Origin of the sequence: Vibrio maerlii (assembly GCF_003415655.1) — a bacterium.
Classification (GTDB): domain Bacteria; phylum Pseudomonadota; class Gammaproteobacteria; order Enterobacterales; family Vibrionaceae; genus Vibrio; species Vibrio maerlii.
In genome coordinates, this window is sequence record NZ_QRHC01000007.1 from 75,386 (window position 1) to 99,698 (window position 24,313).

The following is a 24,313-nucleotide window of genomic DNA, read 5'->3' on the forward strand; positions in this document are numbered from 1 at the left end:
TGGTAAGTTATTGGATTCGTTATGGGTTTTAAAATGATTTTTTACACCTAGGAATATTTTTTTTGGTGACGATGTGGAACGTGGCGCTCTTCATTGGTCGTCGACTAAATCAATTTGTTAGTTTGCTACTGGTGTATATTATTCCAGAGCCTGTATCGGGTTAAATTCTGGTTTCAGTTTTTTTGTTATTACTATTTCTTCATGGTCACGCAGTTCAGGCTTTCATTATTGTACCTTTGGTTTGTGCATTCTTTACTGATCTAGCAAATACATTAATTATCCCTTACTTCATGAGCTTGATGTAATTCATTACATCTAAAATTATAGGAGAGAAATGTGATGACTAACCGTTTAATTCACTTGGTAATGTTGATTGGATTGTTGTCGGGGTGTGCAACTGTCAATCACCCTAGTAATTTGATGCAAGAACATGAAAGTTTGTCTCATATTGATCATTCAATACCATTGATAGGTACAGCAGACAACCAAGTTACGGTTATTCTTGCTTTTTCTGGTGGTGGAACACGAGCGGCGGCACTCTCGTATGGGGTTCTTAAACAGCTTAATGAAACCGAAATCAACATTGATAATCAACCACGTTCTTTACTGAGTGAGGTTGATGTGATCAGCTCTGTGTCCGGCGGGAGTTTTACAGCAGCGTACTATGGCCTTTATCAAGACCAGATTTTCTTAGACTATGAGCGCGACTTTTTGAAACAAGATGTGAAAGACGAGCTCATTTCTAATTTCTTGAGCCCATCTCGTTGGTTTACTGGGTGGGGGAGAACAGACACAGCGAATAACTACTATCAGGAACAATTATTTGGAGACGCCACATTAGGTGACATAAGTAAGTCTGACGGCCCATATGTCATTATTAATGCTTCAGATATTACGACAGGAGTACGCTTTTCGTTCATCCAAAAATATTTTAACTTCTTATGCTCTGATGTTAACGATTTTCCCGTATCGAAGGCCGTGGCAGCATCTGCAGCCGTACCGGTTTTGTTTGAACCTGTTGTTCTTGAAAATTATGCGGGTTGCGAGCCTCTAAAGCACAAATCTATGGATTCGTCTTCAAAGACTGCACTTTCATTTCGTTCACAAAAAACTGCTGAAAGCATTCGCCAATACAGCAACAAACAAAAAAATAGATACGTTCATCTAGTTGATGGGGGAATTACCGATAATTTAGGGCTCTTGGCCATTTATGACCTTCTTGAGCTTGGTCGCTTTCACCAGTCGATGAATTATTTAGGTACTCAAGAGCACCATATCATAGTGATATCTGTAGATGCTTCAACGGAACCTGAATTGGGGATAGGCCAGCACCCTGACAATCCATCGATTAGGCAAACTCTGAACTCGATAACTGATATACAGCTTCACCGCTATAATGATGCAACCAAAGCATTGTTTATGGATTCGATGCAAAGATGGGCCCATGAATCTTCAACAGCAGGACTTAAAATCATTCCCCACTTTGTACAAATCGGATTTCAATCCGTCGAAGATGAAAAAACTAAGGTCCAATTGAATCAGGTACCTACAGACCTGACTTTGGAAGCAGAGTTGGTTGACATGATCATTGAGGAGGGGCAGGTTCAATTAGAAGCAAACGACTTTTTTCAAAAGGCAGTCAAGCAAATTCAATAGCTACGTAAATACGGGTGTTTAATCAGTACTTTTTGTATTTTGCTCTAGTAATTCTACGAGCACCCACTTTATTTTCCAAGACATACACTGGCTACAGTTCTCGATAAAACACATTAATTGTGTTTAAGGATAAAGTATGAGTAGCCAAGTTTCTTCTAACCAATATTACGCTAGATCTATGACGCACAGCTTGTTTGTTGTAGACCTAACATCAACCCATCGTGTTCAACTCACACTGGGAGCAATGCTCAGTATGCTGGGCTTTCTGACCATGTGTTATCCCATTGTTGAAAAGCCTTGGTTTGCTTCCGCACTGTCTATCTTGTTGCTCATTACCGGCGTTTCGATTAATTCAGTCGTAATGATGACAAGTGGGTCGCTGACCAAACTAGTGGGAGCTATTGGAGTCAAGCGATACGGAGTTTTAGTTGTTCATTGTTTAATTGGTGCTATTGCTATGTTCGTATTTCCATCCTACACAATGGGATATCTGGCTTGGATGACGTTATTGTACTTTTTAATTGATGAGGGGCTTGCAGTAATCAATGCTCTGAGTCACAAACAGCACGGTCTGCTAGCGATTCGTTTTGTTGACGTGTTAGTGACTGTATCTGCTGTTGTTATGTTGTTGAGTGGATTTGAAATGAGAGGAGAGTTAGTTGTGACTTTACCTTTGGGGTTGAAGTTAATCCTTTTTGGAGCGGAACACATGCTCTCAATGAATCGACAACGTCATGCTCACTAACGACTTTTTGACCTGAGCCCGAGATTAAACAATGTGGTGTTCTTCTCGGTCTTTCTTCTGCATGGTTAGAAAATCAGACATAGAAATGTATAAGATTCTAAGAGTCAGTATTATAGGAAAATTCTTCTTTATAGTGGAGGGAAATATAAATTCTTTTCAAATGTAAGTGTTAAGCCGTATTTATCGGGCTAATGTCATAGTCTATTCAGCTAATATCTAGTACAGCGAACATCTGATACAACAGAAAAACAACAAAGGTTAAATCAATCCGCGAATGATAATTTAGTAATCATCCACTTCGTTTTTCTATGACACACTCTGGTTAAAGTTCTTCGTGAAACCAATTAAATAATCAAGAAGTAGAGTCAAAGCTCTTATCTATAGCTTACATACTGTTGCTCTAGTAATAAGCAATCGTATTCAATTCAAGTTTACGCATTATTAAGCATCAGTCGCCTTTATGTCCCTGTGTTACCCAACCGTTGACAAGTATTTTTAGCACTCCACTGAAGGCATACGGTTCGTACCTCCCACGACTAGAAGAAATTGATTTAAATGAGAAGGCGTTTTATTTGTTCAGTGAATCAGTTTTTCGGTAGCTGTCTAGTACCTTCTAACCTTTATAGTGGGATATCTGGTCTGGATGGAATATTGTTCTTTCTTAATGATAAGGTGCTGGTGGAAGTTAGGGACTTTGAATCGCAAGCAGGTTGAGCGCTAGTAGTTCATTTGTGGATGTGTTAGCAACAGTATTAGTGATTTTAATGTTTTTGGCTGATCTAAAATGAGAATCAGCTCAGTCCTTGAGCCTTAGAACTGCTATCGAGAGTATGTCATATGGCGCCAGATAAATACTATGTTAGAAATGCATTCCATAGCCAATCACAAGACCCCAAGAATTTGTATCGTAAGAAAATTTTTCTTTGTTGTTGTAATTTACGTAGGTAGATTTAAATCCTAGCCTTAGGTAAGAGTCATTTTTGAACTCTCGTTTGAAGCCCGTTTGCAGCTCTGATGTAAACTCAGTATCTTTGCCAATTCCAGCATCGATATCAAAGTAGTATCGCCACTTGTTGTTGATATTGTATTGAACTCTTGTACCAACGACATAGTCTACCCAATCCACATCGAGTGATCGTGAACTATGTAATCCTAAAGCATCAACATCAACGGCAAGGTCTATTTTATTTTGCCACCAACGTAATCCTGCTACTAGGTCGATGTGACCAAAGCTTTGAGGGTAGCGTCGAAACCCTTTCGCTGTTAAGGCTCCTTGAAACACGTCTACATCATAGTTTGAGTTTGCTAATCCAACAACGCTTCCGCCTTCACTGAGGTCCATATAGCTATAATCAAGAATATACCCCCACGTGTTTTTATAAAGCCCTTCAGTATGCACCATGAGCGTTGATTCGAGCATATCGACAACGTCGGAAAACGGTACATCAACCTCGCTTTCTGGGAGCATGTTGCCCTTCCGACCAATTCCTGCATCACCGTCAATATTGACTAAAAATGAGTATGCTTCGACATCAAATGCCCAATCATCTTGAGTATTAGTGTCATTGGCTAACCCCAATGTAGGAGCCGTCATTAAAGCAGTGGCTAAAACAACTTTCTTTGTTTTTGAGTTTTTAAAGTTCATTGATTTTTTCACTTATCTTTCAGGTATTGATTAATTAATCGCTATTAAATATTTATTCATTGGTGAAGAATGCACATTATGAGAAAGTTGGATGTAAATGACATGCGAAGTTCTTGAAATGTGAATATCTATAAATCCCTCTAGGGAATATTGATTGTGATGACTAGTATATCTACCAGTTATGTCATTTCCTTAGTTGAATATTATTTAATTAATGATATTGCTTTTAGTTCTGGTGGAAGGTATGAAAAGTTTTGAATTTATGGTAAATGATATTAAAAGATTGAAGTTAATACTTAATCTTGACTTTGTTAATAATGTGCTTTCAATGATTGTGCTGTTTATGTGCTTGTTTATGCTCGCCTTTTCACTAAATGAGAGTCGGTATGAAGTATCAGTATGCACTTTGGTTATGTTTGGGTATGTATTTCACAAATACTTTGGGGATAACTTAAATAACATGCATAAGATATTACTTTCTGACAAGCCTTTAACGAAGTTTTATGTTAATCTCCATCAAGAAGAACTTGTTAATAATTTTAACTTCTTCGTTAATAAGGTAAGCGGAGAAAAATTGGATTTAGATCCTTGGGAGGAAAGTAAAATAAATGATTTCATTAATTATGGAAACCTTGATAATCCAACAGCATATATAATTTACGATATCTATCTAAAGTACGAAGAAAGTGATTGGATAGAAAAAAATCTACATTCTTACTTATCTAGCAGAGAGTGAGTTGTTTTTTGTATCGATATTTAGCCATCAAACAGATTGAAAGGTTGCGGCCTCTATGTTTTTCTATAGAGGTCGTTTTTCTTTAGGAAATAACCGTAATTTTCTAGCGAGTGACTAGTAAATGTAACAGTTCTGGTTTGTTCATCAAAAGTTGATGATAACCCCATCAACTTTTGATGAATATAACCAGGACATGTTATGAAAAAACGTAATTTAGGTTTAATCACTCTTTCTATTTTATTCGCTTGTAACCTATCTGCTGAAGACTCGGTACCGGAGAAAGGCGGTTTTAGTGGGTTCGTAAACGTCGGTGTAGGCGGCGTTTCTGTCAAATCTAATGAAGTTGCAGAGTTTGCATTCCAGGATGACCTAAGTGATGATTCAATCTCGGCTTACGGTGAAGCGGATAGCAAAGAAAGCGGTATGGGCATCGCCGCCGCTGAGCTTTCATACACTTTTGCTGACACTAAAACCCAGCTTTATATCGGTAACCGTTTGGAAGATTACATCCGATTCGATCTATCGACTTTTGCCGGTATCAGACAAGAAATTAACGATGTAGGTACATTTGGCGCGAGTGTTATTTACACAGCACTTAAAACAGAAGTCTGGGCGGATCCTTTAGCATTAAATACGGAACGAGAAAAAACAGAACGCACAGCTAATGGCTATCGCTTGGTTTGGGATAATATTTACGGATCTGAATTTGAGGTTCGCTATACCTACCGTGATATTGAGTTTGATGATGAGAAGAATGGTCAATCTGTCACAAGCTTAACTGATCAAGAAAAAGCGATGCTCAAACGTGGCGGCGATAACTATGAAATTGAAATGCGATATCAGTTTACCTCCGACAACAAGCGTCACTCTATCTCACCAGAAATCGCTTACCTTCGTCATGATGCTGAGGGGGATGCAATGGCCTGGGATGGTATTTCTGTCGGAGGTACATATATGTATGCCGCTAATGAATGGAACTTTGTGACCAACGTTTATTATGCAACTTTAGAAGCCGATGACATTAACCCGGTGTTTGACAAAAAAGGGGATAGTCAATTGATGGGTGCAAGTGCGACTTTTTTCTATGATGAACCTTTTGATATGAAGAACTGGAACATGAACCTTGGTGTCGCTTGGTTTGAAGAAGATAGTGACATCGCCTTCTACGATTCAAGTATTTCTATGGTCACTGCAGGAATGATGTATCGTTTTTAAACGGAAATGAAGAATCGCCAAACATGCTGATTTAATTGGTTCGATAACAGAGTGACTCTTGAACAGAGGCACTCTTCTTTTATTAAATTAAATTAATGACTCGCTAGAATCGGTAAAGCATTCCTAAAGACCATTGCTTGATGGAGGAATCATAAAACTCAATATCACTTTGCTCTTCGAGTGCTACTACACCTGTATTTAAATACCAGTTTTCTAGATTGAATGGTTCTTGGTAAAATAAAGTTGCACTCAAACCATAACGAACACTGTCACCCTTTTCATTGAATATAGGGTTAACATCATCAAATTCTGTCTTGGAAAAACTAGTGTTAAAAACGTAGCTCCAACGATCTTTCGTAAAAATGTAGTTTACGTTGATACCAAACTCATCAGAAGAAACTGCGCTTCCATCTCTGTCTTGTTTAACCACGTGAAGTTGCGGGGCTATCACATGTTTACGAGAGTCAGAACTGAAGGTGTATTTCATGGTTGCTTTATATACATCACCATTTCGATTGAGCATAGTACGTTGTTGGTCATTTAGATTTGATGACTCGCCACTATGTTCATTCGCAATTTCAATTTCTCGCTTTGAGAACGTCACTTCTAAATTACTGTCAAGTATGTTGTCCCAGATTAAGCGGTAACCATTACTATCTCTATCTGTGCTAGATCTCTGACTATTAATGGAAAAAGGGTCTTCCCAGACTTCTGCTGCAACAGAGGTCTTTAGGTAGCTAATCCCAAACGTACCTAGGTTTTCTATTGGTTGCCTGAAACCTGCTCGGGTAGCGAAATCGAAGCTAATATAGTCCTCGAGGCTATTACCAATAAATACTTTTGTCCCAGTTGATACAAATGTGTAGGCAAGCTCCATTCCAACAAGTGGCGTTGTCGAGGTCGAAGAACTGGAGGGGGAGCCTAATGATTGAATTGATTCGTTCTCGAAGTCTATCGTAGAAAAGTCAGAGATGGTGTTGGACTCTACATTGGTCAGTCCTGCACCCACGTTAAGGTGTCCACTAAAACCTCCTTCTTCATCGATTGAATCGGTGGCATAGAGCTGATGTGATACAAGGAGTCCGATGCTTATTATTACGTTTTTTTTTCGGTGTGGCTTTAACTGCGTTAGTAGCATGTTGGTTTAACTCTGCTGTCGTTTTCAGCAAGTAAATGAAACGCCGTATAACGGTATTGATTTAGCCAGAAATACGGTATCGAACTACATACTGAGGTGTTGAATACGGTGTGTATTTAAGCAATGGTTAAGTGGATAGGGTTCATTTTTTGAGAGTTATAAAAGTGGCAGTGATAGTTGATTCTCAAAAGGTGAATGCGGAATGGTATTTGAGGAAGCAAGCTCGTGGAAGTAGTGCTAATGCATCTGAATGGTTGGGCTAGACTAATGATGTTGAGTTTTATTAGTCAGCCCTTTTTACATTGGAGGTTAGGTTCGAAATTTTGATAAAAATAGAGTTATTTCGTCAGAAGTGACGGGACTGTTAAGATATTCTCCTTGTATATAATCAACGCCACATATTTCTAGAATCTCCTTTTGAAATTTGTATTTTACTCCATCAGCGGAAACTTGAAGACCAAGCCTATGAGCTAAATTAGTGAGTTGACTAAGTATTTCTTTGTGCTTTTCTGAGTATGCGATTTTTTGAGTGACTTCTTTATCAATCCTCACTTCATCAAATTTAATCGATGACAGTGCACTCAGAGCGGTTGAATCGCCGCCGAAGTTGGAAAGGCATAGTCTAACGCCCATTAAATTTAAGGACGCAAGGCTGCACAGTAAATCCTTGTTTCCCATGTCGCTGTGATCTGGATAGACATTGATTGTTAGTCGCTGTGGTTCGATCTTGTGTTTTTCTAATGCCTCATGAACATAAGAAGGACACCAGTTGTTCATTAACAAAGCTGCTGGGGTGTTAATTGAAATGCTGAATCGCTTGCCGATCTTATCCCACTCTGCACAATCTTTGAGTGAACAATCAACGGATTTTTCGAACACCTTGAATGCTGATAATTTATAACTCCCTTTACATTGATACCGATGAGCTAGATGTGCGCTATCTCTATGGACGAAGAAAACGCTTGGCTCAATGCTGAACACTTCACTAGTTTGGATATTAACTTTAGGTATATATTTAAGCTCCAAATTTGAGCTCTTTTTCTCGTCATTTGCCAAAATTTCATCTAAATGAATTTTGCTGACTATATTCCCTTGATTAAAAAAATCATTGGTCGAGTTCATGAGGTTTAACCTTAGATTGAAGAAATATCTAAGGTTATTATTGCCATCTCCTGGCTTTTAAATACTGGAACATTTACTAGCGAAGAAGAGCCTAACTACTAGTTCATAAATCAAATTGATTTGGTGATCAGCTCCAGCCAGACTGGACAGCGCATTAAGCGACATATTGTTTTTCAAAGTAAACTGGGCTTAGATACCCAAGGGCACTGTGCCTTCTTGTTCGATTATAATCAACTTCGATGTACTCAAAAAGTGCTTGGCGCATCTCTTCTCGCGTCATCATCGGCTCGTATTGGACGGCTTCTACTTTCATTGAGTGGAAGAAGCTTTCAACACAAGCGTTATCCCAACAATTTCCCTTCCTGCTCATACTTTGTTTTAGGTTATGGGCTGCAATTAAGTCTCGGTAATCTTTTGAACAATACTGGCTACCTCTATCGCTATGGATAATCACACCCTGTGGCATACCTCTACGGAATAATGCCATTGATAGCGCATCACCGACCAGAGTGGCCGTCATTCTAGTGTTCATTGACCAACCAACGACTTGCCGTGAGTATAAGTCGATGACAACAGCTAAATACATCCAACCTTCGCTTGTCGTTAGATAGGTAATATCTCCAGCCCATTTTTGATTCGGTGCTGTCGCATTAAAGTCTTGCTCAAGCAAGTTAGGGGCAACAGGAAGCTTATGCTTACTGTCTGTCGTACATTTAAACTTACGGGCGGCTTTCGCGACTAAGTTCTGGCGCTTCATACTTGCAGCAATGGTTTTTACATCATGCTTATTCCCATTCTCTTCAAGTTCTTTTTGAATACGCCTTGCACCATCGCGTTCCTTTTTATTAACAAAGACATCTAGAACCTTGCTATCAAGCTGCTTGCGGTGCTCGTTGCGTTGAGTGACTTAATGGCGATGATTAATCCATTAATAAAACCCACTTCGAGAAACCCCAAACACCTTAGCCATACGGACAATCCTATATTGCATCAGGTGTTCGAGCATAAACTCATAACAATCTACTTTAGATTTTTCGCGAAGTAGGTGGCGGCCTTTTTTACGATATCTAGCTCTTCAGCTTGCTCAGCCAGTAATCGTTTGAGTTTGGCATTTTCAGTGGCGAGTTCTCTTTCTCTGTCGCTACTCTTCGCATCTTTCTTAACGGCTTTTCGCCACCCATAGATTTGAGATTCATAAAACGATAGTTGTCGTGCAGCAGCAGCGACTCCGACTTTTTCAGCCAACTTAAGTGCTTCGGCTTTAAATTCAGGAGCATGTTTGTTTCGTGTTTTCTTGGTTGTCATTGTCCACCTTGTTAGTGATTGTACTCACTTAACGCAGTGTCTAAAACTGATGGTGCGGATCAGTTTTGGAAGAGCAGGGTATCATTGATGATAAACTCGTGGACTTTATTGCGACATTGGGAATGACTGCACGAAATGAAGGTATGCTCATCCGATTCAAGGTATTCACTACTGAGATTGATGAATTAACTATGGAGCGTTTATCAGGTCATCCCGTAATTAAAGATATTTCACCTGACGATAAGAAGCATGCGCTGTAGCCTAGGGGCTGCGCTATTTTAAAGTCTCTGTGAAAGTACCCAGAAGAACCGATACTATTGGCAATTCATAACTCGGAATTGCCCCATTGCGTGTTACTAGCCTCATGCGAACGTGGCTAAAAATAGAGTATGAAGATCCCTAACCCATCTCCAGGTATTTGAAAAGTATGATGAATATAAGAAGGCTAATGGTTGCGGTGAGAACTGATGTATCGTTATCAAGGAGAAACTTGATTAACGGAAGAATCGACATGAAAAAGCTGTTAGAAATAGTTATTTCTAACAGCTTTTTAGCTTAACGGCCTGTTATTTGACTGGCCTTTTGCACTATTTTTTACTAGCCATCAGGCATTACTAAGTCCAAATCTTAGTTTATTTGGAACCTGAAATTTCCCACCAATCACAGCGAAAAAAACAGCACGCAAGGCAACTGCCTCTAGCAATTGAGGAAATTAGTCAATTTGAGGGTTAAGAATTTCGTTATAGTTTCCATCAATCAGTGTTGAATATTGGTAGATACCATAACCTACGCTTCCAGCAGTTGTTAGTGAACCAGAACCGTCAACATTCATACCATATTGACCATGACAACCCTTCTGGATCGCGAGCCCACTAACACCGAGATCCCAATCAAAGGTACTTGTTGTAGTAAGGTCTTCACCGACTTGGAACGTTGAAGAGTTTTCACAGTTTAGTGTACCTGTTGTTAGAGCACCTTCAGCAGTAAATGAACTAGTGTTTGTAATATTGAGTTCACCATTCGTACCGATGTTTACGCTGCCCCATACCGCGATGCGAGAGTTACCCCAAGCCTCTACCAAATCGGTTGCATCAAGTGAATCAGCTTCGATCACAGAGCCTTGCTCAGCAATAACCTCATCTGCATTTAGTGCATTGACATAGATGAATGTATTACCAATTGCTTCAACTCTATCGAAGCTTACTAATGTGCTATCGACAAGAAGTGAAGAGTTAACATCCCCTCTTATATAAAGTCCATCACCATCTACGCCATCTTTAATATCGACTGTTGAGTTACGCTTTGCGTGTATCGCTACATTACCAATAGAGCCAGAGTTAATGCGCAGGTACGCAGTATTTAGATCGATATTTGGCGCGTATTCATCACCATCTAACGGTGGTAGATTTGAAAATGTGACGTCATCTAAGCGAACTGATGAGCTATTACGTGCGGCAATACCACTTACAAGCGTAATATTTTCAAGGCGAACATTAGATTGAGCGTCAATGAAGAAGGACTCTGGATCTTCGACACTAATCGCATTAATAATTGCTGTACCATCACCAACGATCTTGATATCACCTCGATCGATATAAGCGCCATTACACGTCCCTGATAGATTAAAGGTTGTACGAGTCGATGCATTGCGGGCATTTTCAAGCGCATCGTATAAAGCACTAACACCGTCAGTATCACAATCAATACCTACAGTTGTATATGGGTTACTTGCACCGCCATCATTACCGCCACCTTGGTCTTCCAGTGTCTCGACACGAGTTCTTAAATCATCGACATCATCATAGAGGCCACCTACATCATCATAGAGTGTGCCAACCTCGCCGTCGATTCTTGTGACAGTTGTATCTAAGCTTGTTGCTTTATCATCTAGGTAAGTAAAGTTGGCGTTAACTTCACTTGCCTTAGCCGCAGTGCCAGATGAAAAGGTGTTTGGAACAGCAGCATATGCGCTGACGGTTAAAATCTGACTGATCGCTGTAGCCAACACGACTTTATTCATTGTTTTCATGGTTTAATCCTTATATATCCATATTTGAGTACAGGCGGTTATTGCCAGTTACTTTCGTCCCAGTTTGTGTTGTCCCAAGTAAATTCAGTATTGATATCACACGCATCACCGATACCATCCAAGTCACTATCGGCTTGATCGTTGTTGGCAACTGTTGGGCAGTTATCTATGTTGTTGTCGATGCTATCGTTATCTGAATCACCCGAACGGGTATCGTCGTTAGGGTAATCGTCATCTAGGTTATCGTAGCCATCGTTATCAGAGTCACCAGAGCGAGTATTGTCGTTAGGAAACTCATCATCATCATTGGTGTAGCCATCATTGTCGGTATCGTTGGGGTATTGGTCGGTTAAGTCATCAATACCATCATTATCTCCATCACCGATACGAGTGTTATCGTTTGGATACTCATCGTTGTCGTTGGTGTAACCATCGTTGTCGGTATCATTTGGATATTCATCTTCTTGGTTATCACCTAGGCCATCGTTGTCGTTATCTGCCCATTCGTCTGAGTTAGTAGGGAATTGGTCGATGTCGTTATTGTAGCCATCGTTATCGGTATCGTTAGGGTGTGGATCAGCCTTGTTATCACCTAATCCATCGTTATCGGCATCTACCCATTCATCAGCATTGTCAGGATATTCATCATCAATATCTTTGACGCCATCGCCATCGCGGTCTTCGATGACTATAGGCTCTTTCTCATCAAGCTCTTGTTTAATCTCTTCTGAAGTCTGACTATCATCAACGGTGTCTAGAACCTGCTTTATTTCCTCATTAACACCAGCAACGATGATGGTGAATTTTCCTGCTTCAGAACTGCCTGGTTGGGATACTTTTTGCAGTTCTTCAGGGTCAGTTGGTAGTGCACCTTGCTCAACTATTTGTTCAGCAGCATAAGCCGCTTTTGAAGCACCACCGTCAATAAAGTCACCGAGTACATCGTCAGCTTTAATGCCTAGCTGAGTTGCAACTTGTTGAACCGCAGTATCTTTATCAAGAGTTGGGTCTTGTTTTAGAGCATTGTGCACAACAGTGGAAAGAGGTGTGACCGCTGTTTCTCCTGCGGGTGCAGACATGACATAAGCTTCCGTTACAGGACCTTGATCTTCATCGATGGTTTGCCCAGCAATGGCTTGGACAACGATAGGGTACTGAGTTGGGTCAGCAATCCCTGACACATTAAGTTCAGCGACACCGCCAGTGCCTGAGAAAGCATTAGGCTCTCCATCATCTAAGAGGTAGTTGTTGTTTAAATCGAGCCATACTTGAGCATTTTGCAGGTAGCCATCGATTGCCGTCACGTTGTACGGCACAGGATCAGAAGAACTCTGATTGGAGGAGCTATCGCTGTCGCTACATCCTGTAGTTACAGCGATACTAATTAACCCGAAGGCTAGCAATATCTTGTTATGCTTCATTTCTATATCCATTAAATTGTTGCACTAGCAAACAGACATAGAAATTAAGTACATATAACACAATTATCAACAGTGTGATGTTTATACAAAAAAAAGGGAGGGAAATTTTATGGATTGGCGTTTACATTAGTTTTATCAATATGTTAACTAATTATCATTCAAGTATTTTATAAATGTCACTTTACTTATTAATCAATAACTTAAATTAGGTAAGCTTTTTGTGTTTAATTTATGTTACTGAGACTTGAATCACATTCTTCTGTAAAGTGAATTATCACTGATTACTGTGTGTCCACTGATATTTAAGATGAAAGTTGTCGATACGGCTCCCTTCTCGAAGAGCTATATCTAACTCAACAGTGTCCAATTATGAGTTGAACGAAGCCGCTCCGCGGCTGTGATCACCAACTGTATGGAGGTACTAGCAATCCTTGAACACAGAATTTGTGTCAAGTTGTTGAATCGTTTACTTGCCGATATGAGTAGTGATTTTAGCCTCACAGCGAGCAGCGCCCGCAGTGAGGATTTGTGTTATAAGCGAGCGTCACCTGTGAACACAGGTATTTATCTCACACAGCAGGACCACTAAAACTAAGGTGAATCCATCGTTTCACAGTGCTGGCTTCTTGCAACATACTTTTCCGCAGTTTAGGAACTCTAGCCTGCAGCCGTTGGTACTGTCTTCGTGTGATTGCGCAGTCTTTTAAAACTTCATTGACGATAAGGTACTCTTCTGAAGCATCAGTGAGCTCATTCACTAGTTCTTTCTCGGTGATAAGCTTGCGTTGAATTGTGAAGTATTCCGCGAGCTTATTGGCGTACGGTGCGACATCCATAACGGACTCCTCATTCTTTGCATAGATGCCTCAATACACTCTCGCTCTAGTGGTACAGTTCACTGTGTGGCTTACATCATCATAGGAATATGATCCATCGATAATAGAGGTTTAAACATGGAAGTACCGCAAAAGATATCTCAGACAGTTGATGAAGTTTGTGCGACTCTTGAACATAGACCAAGGCTTGCAAAGCTATTTCGTTGCTGCTACCCCAATACAATTGAAACAACAATGAAGGAGTTAGAGGATGGTTCGGTTTTTGCCATAACTGGTGATATTCCTGCAATGTGGCTCAGGGATTCTGCCGCTCAGGTTAGGCATTATCTTCCGGTAGCAAGGAACGATGAGCTACTACGACGAATAATTCGAGGGCTTATAAAGCGCCAGATTAGATACATTAATATAGATCCCTATGCTAACGCCTTTAATGAGCAAAAAAACGGCAAATGTTTCCATGAAGATTTGACTGAAATGAATCCATGGGTATGGGAACGTAAGTATGAGGTGGATTCTCTATGCTATCCAATTCAACTAGCTTATCTATATTGGGTTGAAACTGGAGACAGCACTATTTTTGACGTTGAGTTTGAACAAGCTGTTAGGACAATACTTGATACATGGGAGGTAGAGCAGGATCATTCGGGAAGATCAAAATATACATTCCAGCGCTTAAATGGCCCAGAGAGTGATACGTTGAAAAATGAAGGAAGAGGCACACCGGTAAAGAAAACTGGGATGACTTGGTCGGGTTTTAGGCCCAGTGATGATGCCTGTATGTATGGTTATTTAATTCCATCAAACATGTTTGCTTGTGTTGTTTTACGTTACATGCAAACAATACTTACCAGTATTAATGGCAACTCTCAACTAACCTCAAGAGCCGCGAAACTTGAGGACACGATTGATAAGGGGATCCAAAGTTATGGGATATATAACCATCCGAAATTTGGAGATATCTATGCCTATGAAACAGATGGATATGGGAATTATTTGTTGATGGACGATGCTAATGTGCCGAGTCTACTATCTGCACCTTATTTAGGCTATTTAGAGCGAGATAATAAGGTGTATGCGAATACGAGAAGGTTCATCTTGAGTGAATTTAACCCATATTATTTCAAAGGTGAGAGTGCAAGAGGAATAGGAAGTCAGCATACACCCGAACAATACATTTGGCATATTGCGCTAAGTATGCAAGCTTTAACTAGCTCATCTGATGATGAGATAATCGAAGTTTTATCAACGCTAGAGTCAACCCATGATGAAACATACTTTATGCACGAAGGCTTTCACGTTGATGATCCCTCACAGTACACTCGCTCTTGGTTTGCTTGGTCAAATTCAATATTTTCAGAGCTCATTTTGAAACTGCATGAACAAAGGTTTCCCTTCTAGTTGGAGGTATTTGGCGTACATGTACATAACGTGATATATCCAATGCACGTCTTTTTGGAGGCATGAGTTATATACAGAGTATGATTCCTGTTGAGGCCCTTTAAAGGGCCACTACAGGAATAATTGAATTGTGTATGACCTTACATTTTTACGAAATTGGTCGAAAATCTGAAATTATCACACAAATGTTTAACATTTGAATATTCGAATATATCACCATTGTCTAAAAATACGACTTGCTCTACATTTACAACGTTGTTTCCAATCGGCACATTTAGATGTTCATACTCGAGCTGTGTAGCTTCGGTGACGGTTATTTCCATCGTCGAGCTGTGAATCTTTAGACCGAGTTCATTTGTGATGTAGCTGTATACAGAACCCTCTACATTTTGCTTTGACAAGCCAGTTATCACATTAATAGGCATAAATGTATCTTCGATCACGTGTGGTTTTTTGTCGATGACTCGAACACGGATCAAGTGGTACAACATATCACCTTCGTCGCAATTCAAGCGTTCCGCTAAAAAATCACTCGCAGGCTCTACCGAGTAATTTAACACCACCGTTTCTAATGATTGACCACTGGAGGCTGCGTTCCTCGTTGTTCCATATAAATGTCTTGGAGCTTGGGTACTCAGAGGGCGCTTGACGTAAGAGCCAGAACCGCGCTTTCTAACAACCAGCCCATCGTTGACCAGTATATCGAGCGCTTTTTTTATTGTTAGTTCACTACAGCCAAACTCATTCGCTAATGAAGTTCCATCTGGTAGTTTGTCATTACTTTTGTACTCACCTTTTATAATGCGGTCTTTTATTGATTCATAGATTTCTAGGTATTTGACCATGGATTCTTCCGTTATTGTCTTTGCTATGTAGCGTTTAACAAATATTGTTCACTTTGTCTAATTAAACCTAGCTACCTCGTGATCATATCGATAACACAGTACCCAAATTTCGGCTGACCGAAGATTATTTGCACATACAAAATAAACCCATATAGGTTGTCTTTCAATAACTATATGGTTTTGGTTCTAAAACGGTGTTGTTTTGTGTGACGGGTGTACGGTTTTCACAACTGAGCGCTTTTACTGAGTTCCGATATCTGTTTTATTAGCGTCGAAAACAGAGCTTGTACACCATTCAGAAAACTGATTGAGCACGTATTAGGCTAAAAATTCTAAATATAGGGGAAACTCCAAATGACTAAAAAAATCTTCCTTGTTTGTTCAGCGGGTATGTCTACATCTATGGTTGTAAACAAGATGCGCGAAGCTGCTGAAGCGAAAGGTATGAGTGCGGAAATCAAAGCATACTCGGTTTCTGAGTTTGCTGATGTTGTCGATCAATATGAGATTTGTATGGTTGCACCTCAGATCAAATATGAGTTTGATCGCCTGAGTGGTATCTGTGGTGAAAAAGGGTTGAAGTGTGGGCAAATTGGCATGATGGAATACGGCATGATGAATGGTGCTGCGATTCTCGATGCGGCATTAGCGCTTTAATTTTTGTAATAAAAATAAAGCTGCCTGTGGGGGGCAGCTTTGTAAATAACGTTAACCGAGACAAAAATCATGTCGGAACAAAATAAGTTTTTTACATTCTTAGAGAATGTTGTAGCACCGGTAGCTGGTAAGGTCGGCTCACAACGCCATATTTGCGCGATTCGTGATGCGTTCGTTACTGCTATTCCTTTTATTATCGTGGGTTCGTTCCTACTCGTCATCGCATTTCCACCGTTTGGAGAAGAAGCGACAAACGTTTGGTCAACATTTGCTAGAGAGTATAGAGAACAACTTTTACACCCATTTAACTTCACAATGGGCACTATGACCCTTTGGATAGTTACGGGGTTAGGTTACAACCTCGCGAAATCGTATGATAAGACAATCAAGAGTCCACTTCTAGCGGGCGTGCTCTCATTATCAACATTTTTAATGGTCTCAGCTCCTATTACTGAGGGTAAATTGGAAATGTCTTTCATGGGAGGAACGGGTATCTTTACAGCTCTGCTAATTGGTACTTTTGTTCCTGAGCTTATGCACTTCCTAAAGAAAAAGGATATTGGTTTTAAGCTACCACCTCAGGTACCAGAAAAGATTCGCGAGTCGTTCGATCTGTTTATCCCTATTACAATTATTATTGTTACCATCTATCCGCTAAACCTGTTTATTGAAGCGCAAACGGGTTTCATTATTCCTCAAGCGATAATGGAAATCTTTAAACCACTAGTTTCAGCGTCAGATACACTTCCTGCATTGATGTTGGTCTGTCTTATTGCGCAAGTGTTGTGGTGGGCTGGTGTACATGGCTCGCTAATTACAAATGGTATTATTGCTCCATTCGTACTTGCGAATTTAACCATGAACCAAGAAGCGCTAGCGGCAGGTGTTGAAGGGACTCAACTACCAACGATCTTTTCTCAGCCTATGTTAGATGTCTTTATGATGGCTGGTGGGTCAGGCTCAACATTTGTTTTGGTTCTACTTTTCCTTCGCTCGCGAGCAGCTCACCTAAAAGCAATTGGCAAGATGTCATTGATCCCAGGGATCTTTAACATAAATGAGCCGGTTTCATTTGGTACACCAATTGTCATGAACCCAACTTACTTTATTCCTTGGGTCGTAGTTCCTCAGCTGTGCGGTATCTTTACTTGGTGTATGTTTAAGTTTGAATTGATGCACCGTATCATTGCTATCCCACCTTGGACTGCGCCAACACCAGTATCAGCTGCGTGGGCAACTAACTGGTCTGTTATGGCGATTGTGACTGTACTTGTGAACTACATTATTGCATTAGTTATTTGGTACCCATTTATGAAGATGCATGAAAAGCAATTGTTGGAAGAAGAAGCAAAAATGGCAGCGGTTCAACAAGAACAAGCTCAAGCTAATGGTACTCCAGTAACCGCCTAATATTATGAGATAGTGGAGAGGGAATGTTCTCTCTTCACACATACCTTACTATTAAATATAAAATTTGCTATCTAGACCATTTATTTAATGGGCTATGGATACATATTGCCTAAATTAATTAAAGTTTTAAATGGAGACAACATGTCAGAACATATTGAAATCAACAGTGTAAAAGATATATCAGAAGAATTTTTGATGATGTTACTTACACAGGCTGCGATGGGTGAATCAGCTTCAAAAGAAGCGATGATTAAAGCACGCCAGGGTGAATTTGAAGTAGCTAAACAACTTATCGAACAAGCTGAAGAAGCATTTACAGAAGTTCATAAAACACAAACTGCGCTAATTGGGTTTGATGAAGGTGAGGGTAAAGTACCTATGACTTTGATCCTCACTCATATTCAAGATCATATTATGACAGGCATGCTGGCTAAAGAAGTTGCTTTTGAAATTATTGCAATTCGCGAAGAAATGGCACAGCTAAAAGCTGCTTTGGTTGCTTAACTGTTTACACCTGTGGCGCTTGTTTCAAGTGCCACAGACTATCTTAATAATGTCAGTTAGTGGGTATAGGTTTATAGGTAAGTAAGATGAAGATAGCACTCACATTTGAAGGTGGCATTAATTCCATAACGAACGAGTTACTAGACTTACTGAATAACTACCAAGCGAAAGCGACGTTTTTTTGTTTGGCAAGCCATGTTGAAGAGAACCCTGACATTACACGCCGTATTGTTCAAGAGGGGCATTTGATAGGGGGAAATCACTATCAATACCTAGATTCAGTATTTTTAGATTTTAGTGAGTTTATTGAACAGTTGATTCGTTGTAATTCTATTTTAGAAAAAGTGACTGGACAGATGGTTCGCTACTACATGCCCCCGTATGGTTCGGTAAGTAATGAGCAACAGTACTTTTTAACTGATAGTGGACTTACCACGGTTTATTGGAATATAGACTCAGAAAACAATGGCGAGCACAAAGTTGAGAACATTGTTGGCAACATAATGACTAACGTGCGAGAAGAGAGCGTTATCCTTTGTCATCAAAGAGGCATCCTGCCTTGCAGAAATACTTTGAGAGCATTGAGAATCGTTATACCGATGCTGAAACAATGCGGTTACCAATTTGTAAGCGTAGACAAGATAAATAGTGGTAAAGCAAACCAGTTAGTTGGAGCTCCTCGTGGGGCCATAGTAGAGAAATAATTATGATTGTAGGTTTAGATATTGGCGGTACCAAAATTGAAGGTGTAGGGTTAGAAAAAGATCTTCCTTTGGGATCTTACAATACTTTGATTACTCATAGGGAGCCGACCGATAAGTCTAATTACCAAGACTTTTTAGCTTCAGTAATGCGTGTAATTGATAAGGTTGCATCGTGTGGTCAGATTGAATCTATTGGCATCGGTTGCTGTGGCTCTGTTGGGAGTGATGGTTTGATGCAAGGTGCGAATGTAACCGTTCTAAATGGTCAAGACTTTATTGGTGATTTAAAAGCTCGCATAGATGTACCCGTTGCTATCGCAAATGATGCCGATTGTTTAGCACTATCTGAATATAGAGATGGCGCTGCAAAGCAAGCCACTTCTTCATGCGTTGCAGTAATAGTTGGGACTGGGTGTGGTTCTGGTGTGATTATCAACAATGGGCTAGTGACTGGGTTAAATAAGTTAGGTGGAGAACTAGGGCATAACCCTTTACCAAATTACTCCCCGGAAAAAGACGGTAAACAAATTAAATGTTATTGCGGTTCATTGAATTGTTCTGAAAGTTTTGTGTCTGGTTCTGGTTTCGGTAGAACGTTTTCAGAAAAATATTTCACCGCTGACTCTAAACAAATAATGTCTATGGTAGCTGAAGGTGATTCAAGGGCTATTGAGCATTTTGACTTATATTGTGATCAACTCGCAAGAGTACTCGCATCAATTGTGAATATGATAGACCCTGAGATTATTGTCCTTGGTGGTGGTATGTCAAATGTGGACGCTATCTATCCAAAAGTACAAAGCAAATTAGCGCAATATACTTTCACTAAATCTGTGAAGACAAAAGTAATTAAAAATGTGCATGGTGATTCGTCTGGGGTAAGAGGCGCAGCTTTTCTCCATTTGATTTAATTTGCGTCAGGCAGAAAATTTTTTGATGAAAATTTTAAAACATATATGTTTATAAAATTATAGGTATATATCTATGTCGTATTTGGTTCTAGATTTTGGTGGTAGTGCTGTGAAATGTGCTGTCATGACTGAAAAAGCTGAGATATTGGAACAGTTTTCTGTGCCAAGCCAAGTTGGAAGCTATGAGACTTGGTTAGATGCATTTGAACCGTATTTTCACCGGTGTAATGACGAATTTGACGTTCGTGGTATTGCGATAAGTACTTGTGGTGCAGTTGATGTCGACACTGGCTTTATTCATGGTTCAAGCGCACTCCCATATATCCATGGATTTGATGTTAAGTCTTTGTTTGAGTCCAAGTTTGGAGTGCCTACTGAGATAGAAAACGATGCTTGCTGTGCATCACTTGCTGAATCGTGGTTAGGAGCAGGAAAAGACTCAGATCATTTTAGCTTACTTGTAATCGGGACCGGTATTGGTGGAGCGGTTGTTACAAATCAGCAAGTAATGAAAGGACATAATCTTCACGGTGGTGAGTTTGGTTTCACCATTTTAGAGTACCAAAATGAAAAGCCTGTGATTTTTGGGCACCTAGCCTCCACTCAATCTCTCGTCAATATGGCTGCTGATGCGCTAAATGTTCCTAAAGATAGTCTAAATGGTATTCAAGTATTTGAATTGTTTGATGCGCAGGACACGATAATCAAAAAAGTTGTAGATAAATGGTTAGGTTATCTCGCAACGGGGATTATTAATATTCAATATAGTGTTGATCCAGAATTGATTATTATTGGTGGAGCAATTAGTAGACGCCATGATTTAATTGAACTGATAAAGAGAAAAATATCAGAAATATTAACGTCAGTGCCTGAGGCGCGTATTGTACCTAACGTGAAAACATCCGAATTTGGTAATGACGCCAACCTTATTGGTGCATTGAAACACTATTTAAATAGACAAGGTTATAATAATGAATAAGTATATCTTCCCTGAAAACTTCAAATGGGGTGCGGCAGCTTCAGGTATCCAAACTGAAGGAATTACGAACAAAGCAAATGAGTCGATTTGGGATCTTTGGCACAACAAATCTCCGGAACGTTTCTATCGAGGTATCGGTTCTAGTTTAGTTACTGATACATACAACCGCTATGAAGAAGACGTTCAACTTATGAAGAAAGTCGGTTTTAACTCTTTCCGAACGTCCATTCAATGGTCTCGCTTAATAAAGAACTATGAAACTGGTGAGGTCTGCCAAGATGCCGTTGAGTTCTACAACAATTATCTTGATGAAATGATCGCAAATGGCATTGAGCCGATGATGAATCTGTATCATTTTGACATGCCAGCTGAATTACAAGAAAAATTTGGCGGTTTTGAATCGAAGAAAGTTGTCGATTTATATGTTGATTATGCGGTTAAGGCTTTTGAGCTTTTCGGCAATAAGGTCAAATATTGGATTACCTTTAACGAGCCGATTGTGCCTGTTGAAGGTGGTTATCTATATGATTTCCACTACCCATGCAAAAAAGATGGGAAGCTAGCGGTTCAAGTTGGTTACAATATCATCCTTGCGCACGCAAAAGCGGTGAAGGAATTCCATAAACTCAATATCGAAGATTCGCAAATTGGTGTCGTACTGAACTTAACACCTTCGTATACTCGAGATGAGCGCGAAGAGGATCAAAAAGCGGCTTGGTACGCAGACTTACTGTTTAACCGCAGCTTCCTCGACCCGATGGTTAAAAACGAAATCCCACAGGAATTGTGTGATGTTCTTGCTGAGCAGGGTGTAACACCTGAAACAACAGAAGAAGAAATTGCCTGTATTACATCCGCTAAAATCGAATTCTTGGGCGTGAACTACTATGTTCCTCGTCGAGTAAAAGCGCGTGAAGCTGAATATGAATTGGATTACTTCACTCCAGAGGTTTATTTCGAAAACTATGTGAATCCTGAAGGTCGCTTCAATCCATATCGTGATAATAACGAGATTTTGCCAACAGCAATCCATGATATTGCTATGAATGTTAAAGATAACTACGGCAACGTACCTTGGTTCTTAGCTGAAATTGGTATTGCAATGGATGAAGCGTCGGAAGGTAAACCAGATGAAAACGGCATCATTGACGACACATTCCGAACTGATTTGATGAAAGAGCACTTAATTCAACTGCATAGAGCAATTGAAGATGGTGCGAATTGTTTTGGCGTTCACCAATGGACGTTTATTGACAACTGGTCTTGGACTAATTCTTTTAAACGTCGCTACGGCTTTTACCGTTTAGATCTCGAAACAGGAAATCGTATCCCTAAGAAACATGGTGTGTGGTTCAAAGAACTAGCGACTACAGGTAGTTTTGAAGGCTAAAGGTTTTGCAATGACTGTTAGAGCATCTGCATTACAGTGACTTGACGGTTTATTAGTTAAATCCGAGTTTGATTAGTTCAAGCTCGGATTTATTTTATCCGGTAAATGATTTATTTGTGTGGATTGAAATCTAATAGTTTTAACTGAACTATCATTTGATTATTTTTCAGCAATAATTTTTATCAAGTAAAAGGCGAGATGAGTATGACGAAATATTCACTTAAATTTCCAAACGATTTTATTTTAGGTGCCGCATCTTCTGCTTGGCAAACTGAAGGGTGGAGTGGTAAAAAAGACGGACAAGATTCGTATATTGATGCCTGGTATAAAAATGATCGTAAGGTTTGGCACAATGGTTACGGCCCTGCTGTTGCAACGGACTTCTACAACCGCTATGTAGAAGATATTGATTTAATGAAGGTGGTTGGTTTGACCCACTACCGCAGCTCAATCAACTGGTCGCGTTTTATGCTCGACTATGAGCAGGGAATCGTTGACGAAGAGTATGCTAACTACGTGGAGCAAGTGATCGATACTATGCTAGCAAATGGTATCGAGCCAATGTTCTGCTTAGAACACTATGAACTGCCAGCTTACCTTCTAGACAAGTATGGTGGCTGGAGCTCTCTTGAAGTCGTTGATATGTTTGTGAACTATGCTCGTGAGGTTTTCAGGCGTTATGGTAGCAAGGTGAAGCATTGGTTTACGTTCAATGAGCCGATTGTGGTTCAAACTCGAGTTTTTCTCGACGCTATTCGCTATCCATATGAACAAGACACCAATAAGTGGATGGTGTGGAACCACGCAAAAAATCTCGCGACTGCAAAGATCGTCAAAGCTTATCGTGAGGGGGGTTATGAAGGCAAAATTGGCGTAGTCCTAAACCCAGAGGTCACATATCCTCGATCAAGCGCATTACATGATAGGCGCGCGGCTGAAATATATGATCTGTTCTACAACCGAGTATTCTTAGACCCTGCAATTAAAGGTGAATATCCGGAGCAGTTACTGACTTTATTGAAAGGTAACGGCATTGATTTTGAACCTTCAGCTGAAGAGCTAGCTATCATTAAGAACAACACCGTGGACTTCATTGGTGCTAATCTTTATTACCCACACAGAGTTAAAGCTCCTGAGGCCGAGTGGCCAAGAGATGTGCCGTTTCATCCGAAGAAGTACTTTAGTGTCTTTGAACTTCCAGGGCGAGAAATGAACTTCTCGCGGGGTTGGGAGATTGATCCGGCTATCGTTTACGACATGGCCATGCGCATAAAGAACGATTATGGCAATATCGAGTGGATTCTTAGTGAAAACGGTATGGGGATTGAGAATGAAGTGCAATTCAAAGATGAAAATGGTCAAATTCAGGATGACTATCGGATAGATTTTATTTCGCGCCATCTATACCACTTGTTACGTGCGATTGAAGATGGGGCCAACTGCAAAGGCTATATGTTATGGTCGTTTACTGACAATGTATCGCCCATGAATGCTTTTAAGAATCGCTATGGTTTGGTTGAGATTGACTTGGAAGACAACCGAAATCGTCGAGTCAAGAAGTCAGGTTATTGGTACAAGGAGCTGTCTGAATCTCGTTGCTTGATATTTGATCAAGATAGTGAATACCGCTGAAGCTAAAATTGGCGAGCATATTCGCTCGCCAAATT

General features: G+C 40.1%; 21 protein-coding genes and 2 pseudogenes. 15 read left to right on the plus strand and 8 right to left on the minus strand.

What is annotated here, in order from left to right:
- Positions 1-200 precede the first annotated feature (200 nt).
- From DPF91_RS22415 to DPF91_RS13390, 3 genes and pseudogenes are all read left to right on the plus strand, one after another.
- Positions 201-305 (plus strand): annotated as a pseudogene (locus DPF91_RS22415) (sodium/glutamate symporter); the annotation flags it as partial.
- 34 nt (positions 306-339) lie between these two features.
- Entirely contained in the window at positions 340-1,656 is a 1,317-nt protein-coding gene (locus DPF91_RS13385; protein ID WP_117234935.1) for a patatin-like phospholipase family protein, read from the plus strand.
- 136 nt (positions 1,657-1,792) lie between these two features.
- Entirely contained in the window at positions 1,793-2,401 is a 609-nt protein-coding gene (locus DPF91_RS13390; RefSeq protein WP_117234936.1) for a hypothetical protein, read from the plus strand.
- Between the two features lie 859 nt (positions 2,402-3,260).
- Here the strand turns inward: DPF91_RS13390 and DPF91_RS13395 are convergent.
- The gene (locus DPF91_RS13395) at positions 3,261-4,046 is read right to left on the minus strand and encodes a hypothetical protein (protein ID WP_117234937.1); all 786 of its coding nucleotides are present in this window, start codon (positions 4,044-4,046) and stop codon (positions 3,261-3,263) included.
- 244 nt (positions 4,047-4,290) lie between these two features.
- On the opposite strand from DPF91_RS13395, the gene DPF91_RS13400 reads away from it, so the two are divergent.
- Both DPF91_RS13400 and DPF91_RS13405 read left to right on the plus strand, forming a co-directional pair.
- Complete coding sequence (locus DPF91_RS13400) at positions 4,291-4,782, plus strand: hypothetical protein (RefSeq protein WP_117234938.1); 492 nt, start codon at positions 4,291-4,293, stop codon at positions 4,780-4,782.
- 198 nt (positions 4,783-4,980) lie between these two features.
- A complete protein-coding gene (locus tag DPF91_RS13405) occupies positions 4,981-5,997 on the plus strand; it encodes a DUF2860 family protein (RefSeq protein WP_117234939.1) in 1,017 nt (338 codons plus the stop codon).
- Between the two features lie 103 nt (positions 5,998-6,100).
- Here the strand turns inward: DPF91_RS13405 and DPF91_RS13410 are convergent, their stop codons facing one another.
- From DPF91_RS13410 to DPF91_RS13420, 3 genes and pseudogenes are all read right to left on the minus strand, one after another.
- Positions 6,101-7,093 (minus strand): DUF2860 family protein, encoded by a 993-nt coding sequence (locus tag DPF91_RS13410; protein WP_420855605.1) that lies wholly within the window; start codon positions 7,091-7,093, stop codon positions 6,101-6,103.
- A 351-nt stretch (positions 7,094-7,444) separates the two neighbouring features.
- Positions 7,445-8,257: an EAL domain-containing protein gene (locus DPF91_RS13415; protein ID WP_117234941.1), complete on the minus strand. Its 813-nt coding sequence runs from the start codon at positions 8,255-8,257 to the stop codon at positions 7,445-7,447.
- Between the two features lie 154 nt (positions 8,258-8,411).
- Positions 8,412-9,562, minus strand: a pseudogene (locus tag DPF91_RS13420) (IS3 family transposase).
- 122 nt (positions 9,563-9,684) lie between these two features.
- Here DPF91_RS13420 and DPF91_RS22100 point away from each other — a divergent pair.
- On the plus strand, positions 9,685-9,822 hold the full coding sequence (locus DPF91_RS22100; RefSeq protein WP_164684169.1) for a hypothetical protein: 138 nt from the start codon (positions 9,685-9,687) through the stop codon (positions 9,820-9,822).
- Positions 9,823-10,274: 452 nt separating this feature from the next.
- On the opposite strand, the gene DPF91_RS13430 is transcribed toward DPF91_RS22100, so the two are convergent.
- From DPF91_RS13430 to DPF91_RS13440, 3 genes are all read right to left on the minus strand, one after another.
- On the minus strand, positions 10,275-11,591 hold the full coding sequence (locus DPF91_RS13430) for a hypothetical protein (protein ID WP_117234943.1): 1,317 nt from the start codon (positions 11,589-11,591) through the stop codon (positions 10,275-10,277).
- Positions 11,592-11,629: 38 nt separating this feature from the next.
- Positions 11,630-13,012 carry a hypothetical protein gene (locus DPF91_RS13435; protein WP_117234944.1) on the minus strand — a complete coding sequence of 461 codons (1,383 nt, stop codon included), beginning with the start codon at positions 13,010-13,012 and terminating at the stop codon, positions 11,630-11,632.
- A 569-nt stretch (positions 13,013-13,581) separates the two neighbouring features.
- The gene (locus DPF91_RS13440; protein ID WP_117234945.1) at positions 13,582-13,848 is read right to left on the minus strand and encodes a hypothetical protein; all 267 of its coding nucleotides are present in this window, start codon (positions 13,846-13,848) and stop codon (positions 13,582-13,584) included.
- 117 nt (positions 13,849-13,965) lie between these two features.
- Between DPF91_RS13440 and DPF91_RS13445 the strand changes: the two genes are divergently transcribed.
- The gene (locus tag DPF91_RS13445) at positions 13,966-15,246 is read left to right on the plus strand and encodes a glycoside hydrolase family 125 protein (protein WP_117234946.1); all 1,281 of its coding nucleotides are present in this window, start codon (positions 13,966-13,968) and stop codon (positions 15,244-15,246) included.
- 140 nt (positions 15,247-15,386) lie between these two features.
- On the opposite strand, the gene DPF91_RS13450 is transcribed toward DPF91_RS13445, so the two are convergent.
- Positions 15,387-16,091, minus strand: coding sequence for a GntR family transcriptional regulator (locus DPF91_RS13450; protein WP_117234947.1), 705 nt, complete (start codon positions 16,089-16,091; stop codon positions 15,387-15,389).
- Positions 16,092-16,445: 354 nt separating this feature from the next.
- Between DPF91_RS13450 and DPF91_RS13455 the strand changes: the two genes are divergently transcribed.
- From DPF91_RS13455 to DPF91_RS13490, 8 genes are all read left to right on the plus strand, one after another.
- Positions 16,446-16,748: a PTS sugar transporter subunit IIB gene (locus tag DPF91_RS13455; RefSeq protein WP_117234948.1), complete on the plus strand. Its 303-nt coding sequence runs from the start codon at positions 16,446-16,448 to the stop codon at positions 16,746-16,748.
- A gap of 69 nt (positions 16,749-16,817) precedes the next feature.
- Positions 16,818-18,158 carry a PTS sugar transporter subunit IIC gene (locus DPF91_RS13460; protein WP_117234949.1) on the plus strand — a complete coding sequence of 447 codons (1,341 nt, stop codon included), beginning with the start codon at positions 16,818-16,820 and terminating at the stop codon, positions 18,156-18,158.
- A gap of 141 nt (positions 18,159-18,299) precedes the next feature.
- Complete coding sequence (locus DPF91_RS13465; RefSeq protein ID WP_117234950.1) at positions 18,300-18,662, plus strand: PTS lactose/cellobiose transporter subunit IIA; 363 nt, start codon at positions 18,300-18,302, stop codon at positions 18,660-18,662.
- A gap of 86 nt (positions 18,663-18,748) precedes the next feature.
- On the plus strand, positions 18,749-19,366 hold the full coding sequence (locus tag DPF91_RS13470) for a polysaccharide deacetylase family protein (protein ID WP_117234951.1): 618 nt from the start codon (positions 18,749-18,751) through the stop codon (positions 19,364-19,366).
- Between the two features lie 2 nt (positions 19,367-19,368).
- Complete coding sequence (locus tag DPF91_RS13475) at positions 19,369-20,277, plus strand: ROK family protein (protein WP_117234952.1); 909 nt, start codon at positions 19,369-19,371, stop codon at positions 20,275-20,277.
- 73 nt (positions 20,278-20,350) lie between these two features.
- A complete protein-coding gene (locus tag DPF91_RS13480) occupies positions 20,351-21,256 on the plus strand; it encodes an ROK family protein (protein ID WP_117234953.1) in 906 nt (301 codons plus the stop codon).
- A complete protein-coding gene (locus DPF91_RS13485) occupies positions 21,249-22,646 on the plus strand; it encodes a glycoside hydrolase family 1 protein (protein ID WP_117234954.1) in 1,398 nt (465 codons plus the stop codon). The genes DPF91_RS13480 and DPF91_RS13485 overlap by 8 nt, the downstream gene beginning before the upstream one ends.
- A gap of 204 nt (positions 22,647-22,850) precedes the next feature.
- Complete coding sequence (locus tag DPF91_RS13490; RefSeq protein ID WP_117234955.1) at positions 22,851-24,278, plus strand: glycoside hydrolase family 1 protein; 1,428 nt, start codon at positions 22,851-22,853, stop codon at positions 24,276-24,278.
- The last annotated feature ends 35 nt before the right edge of the window (positions 24,279-24,313 follow it).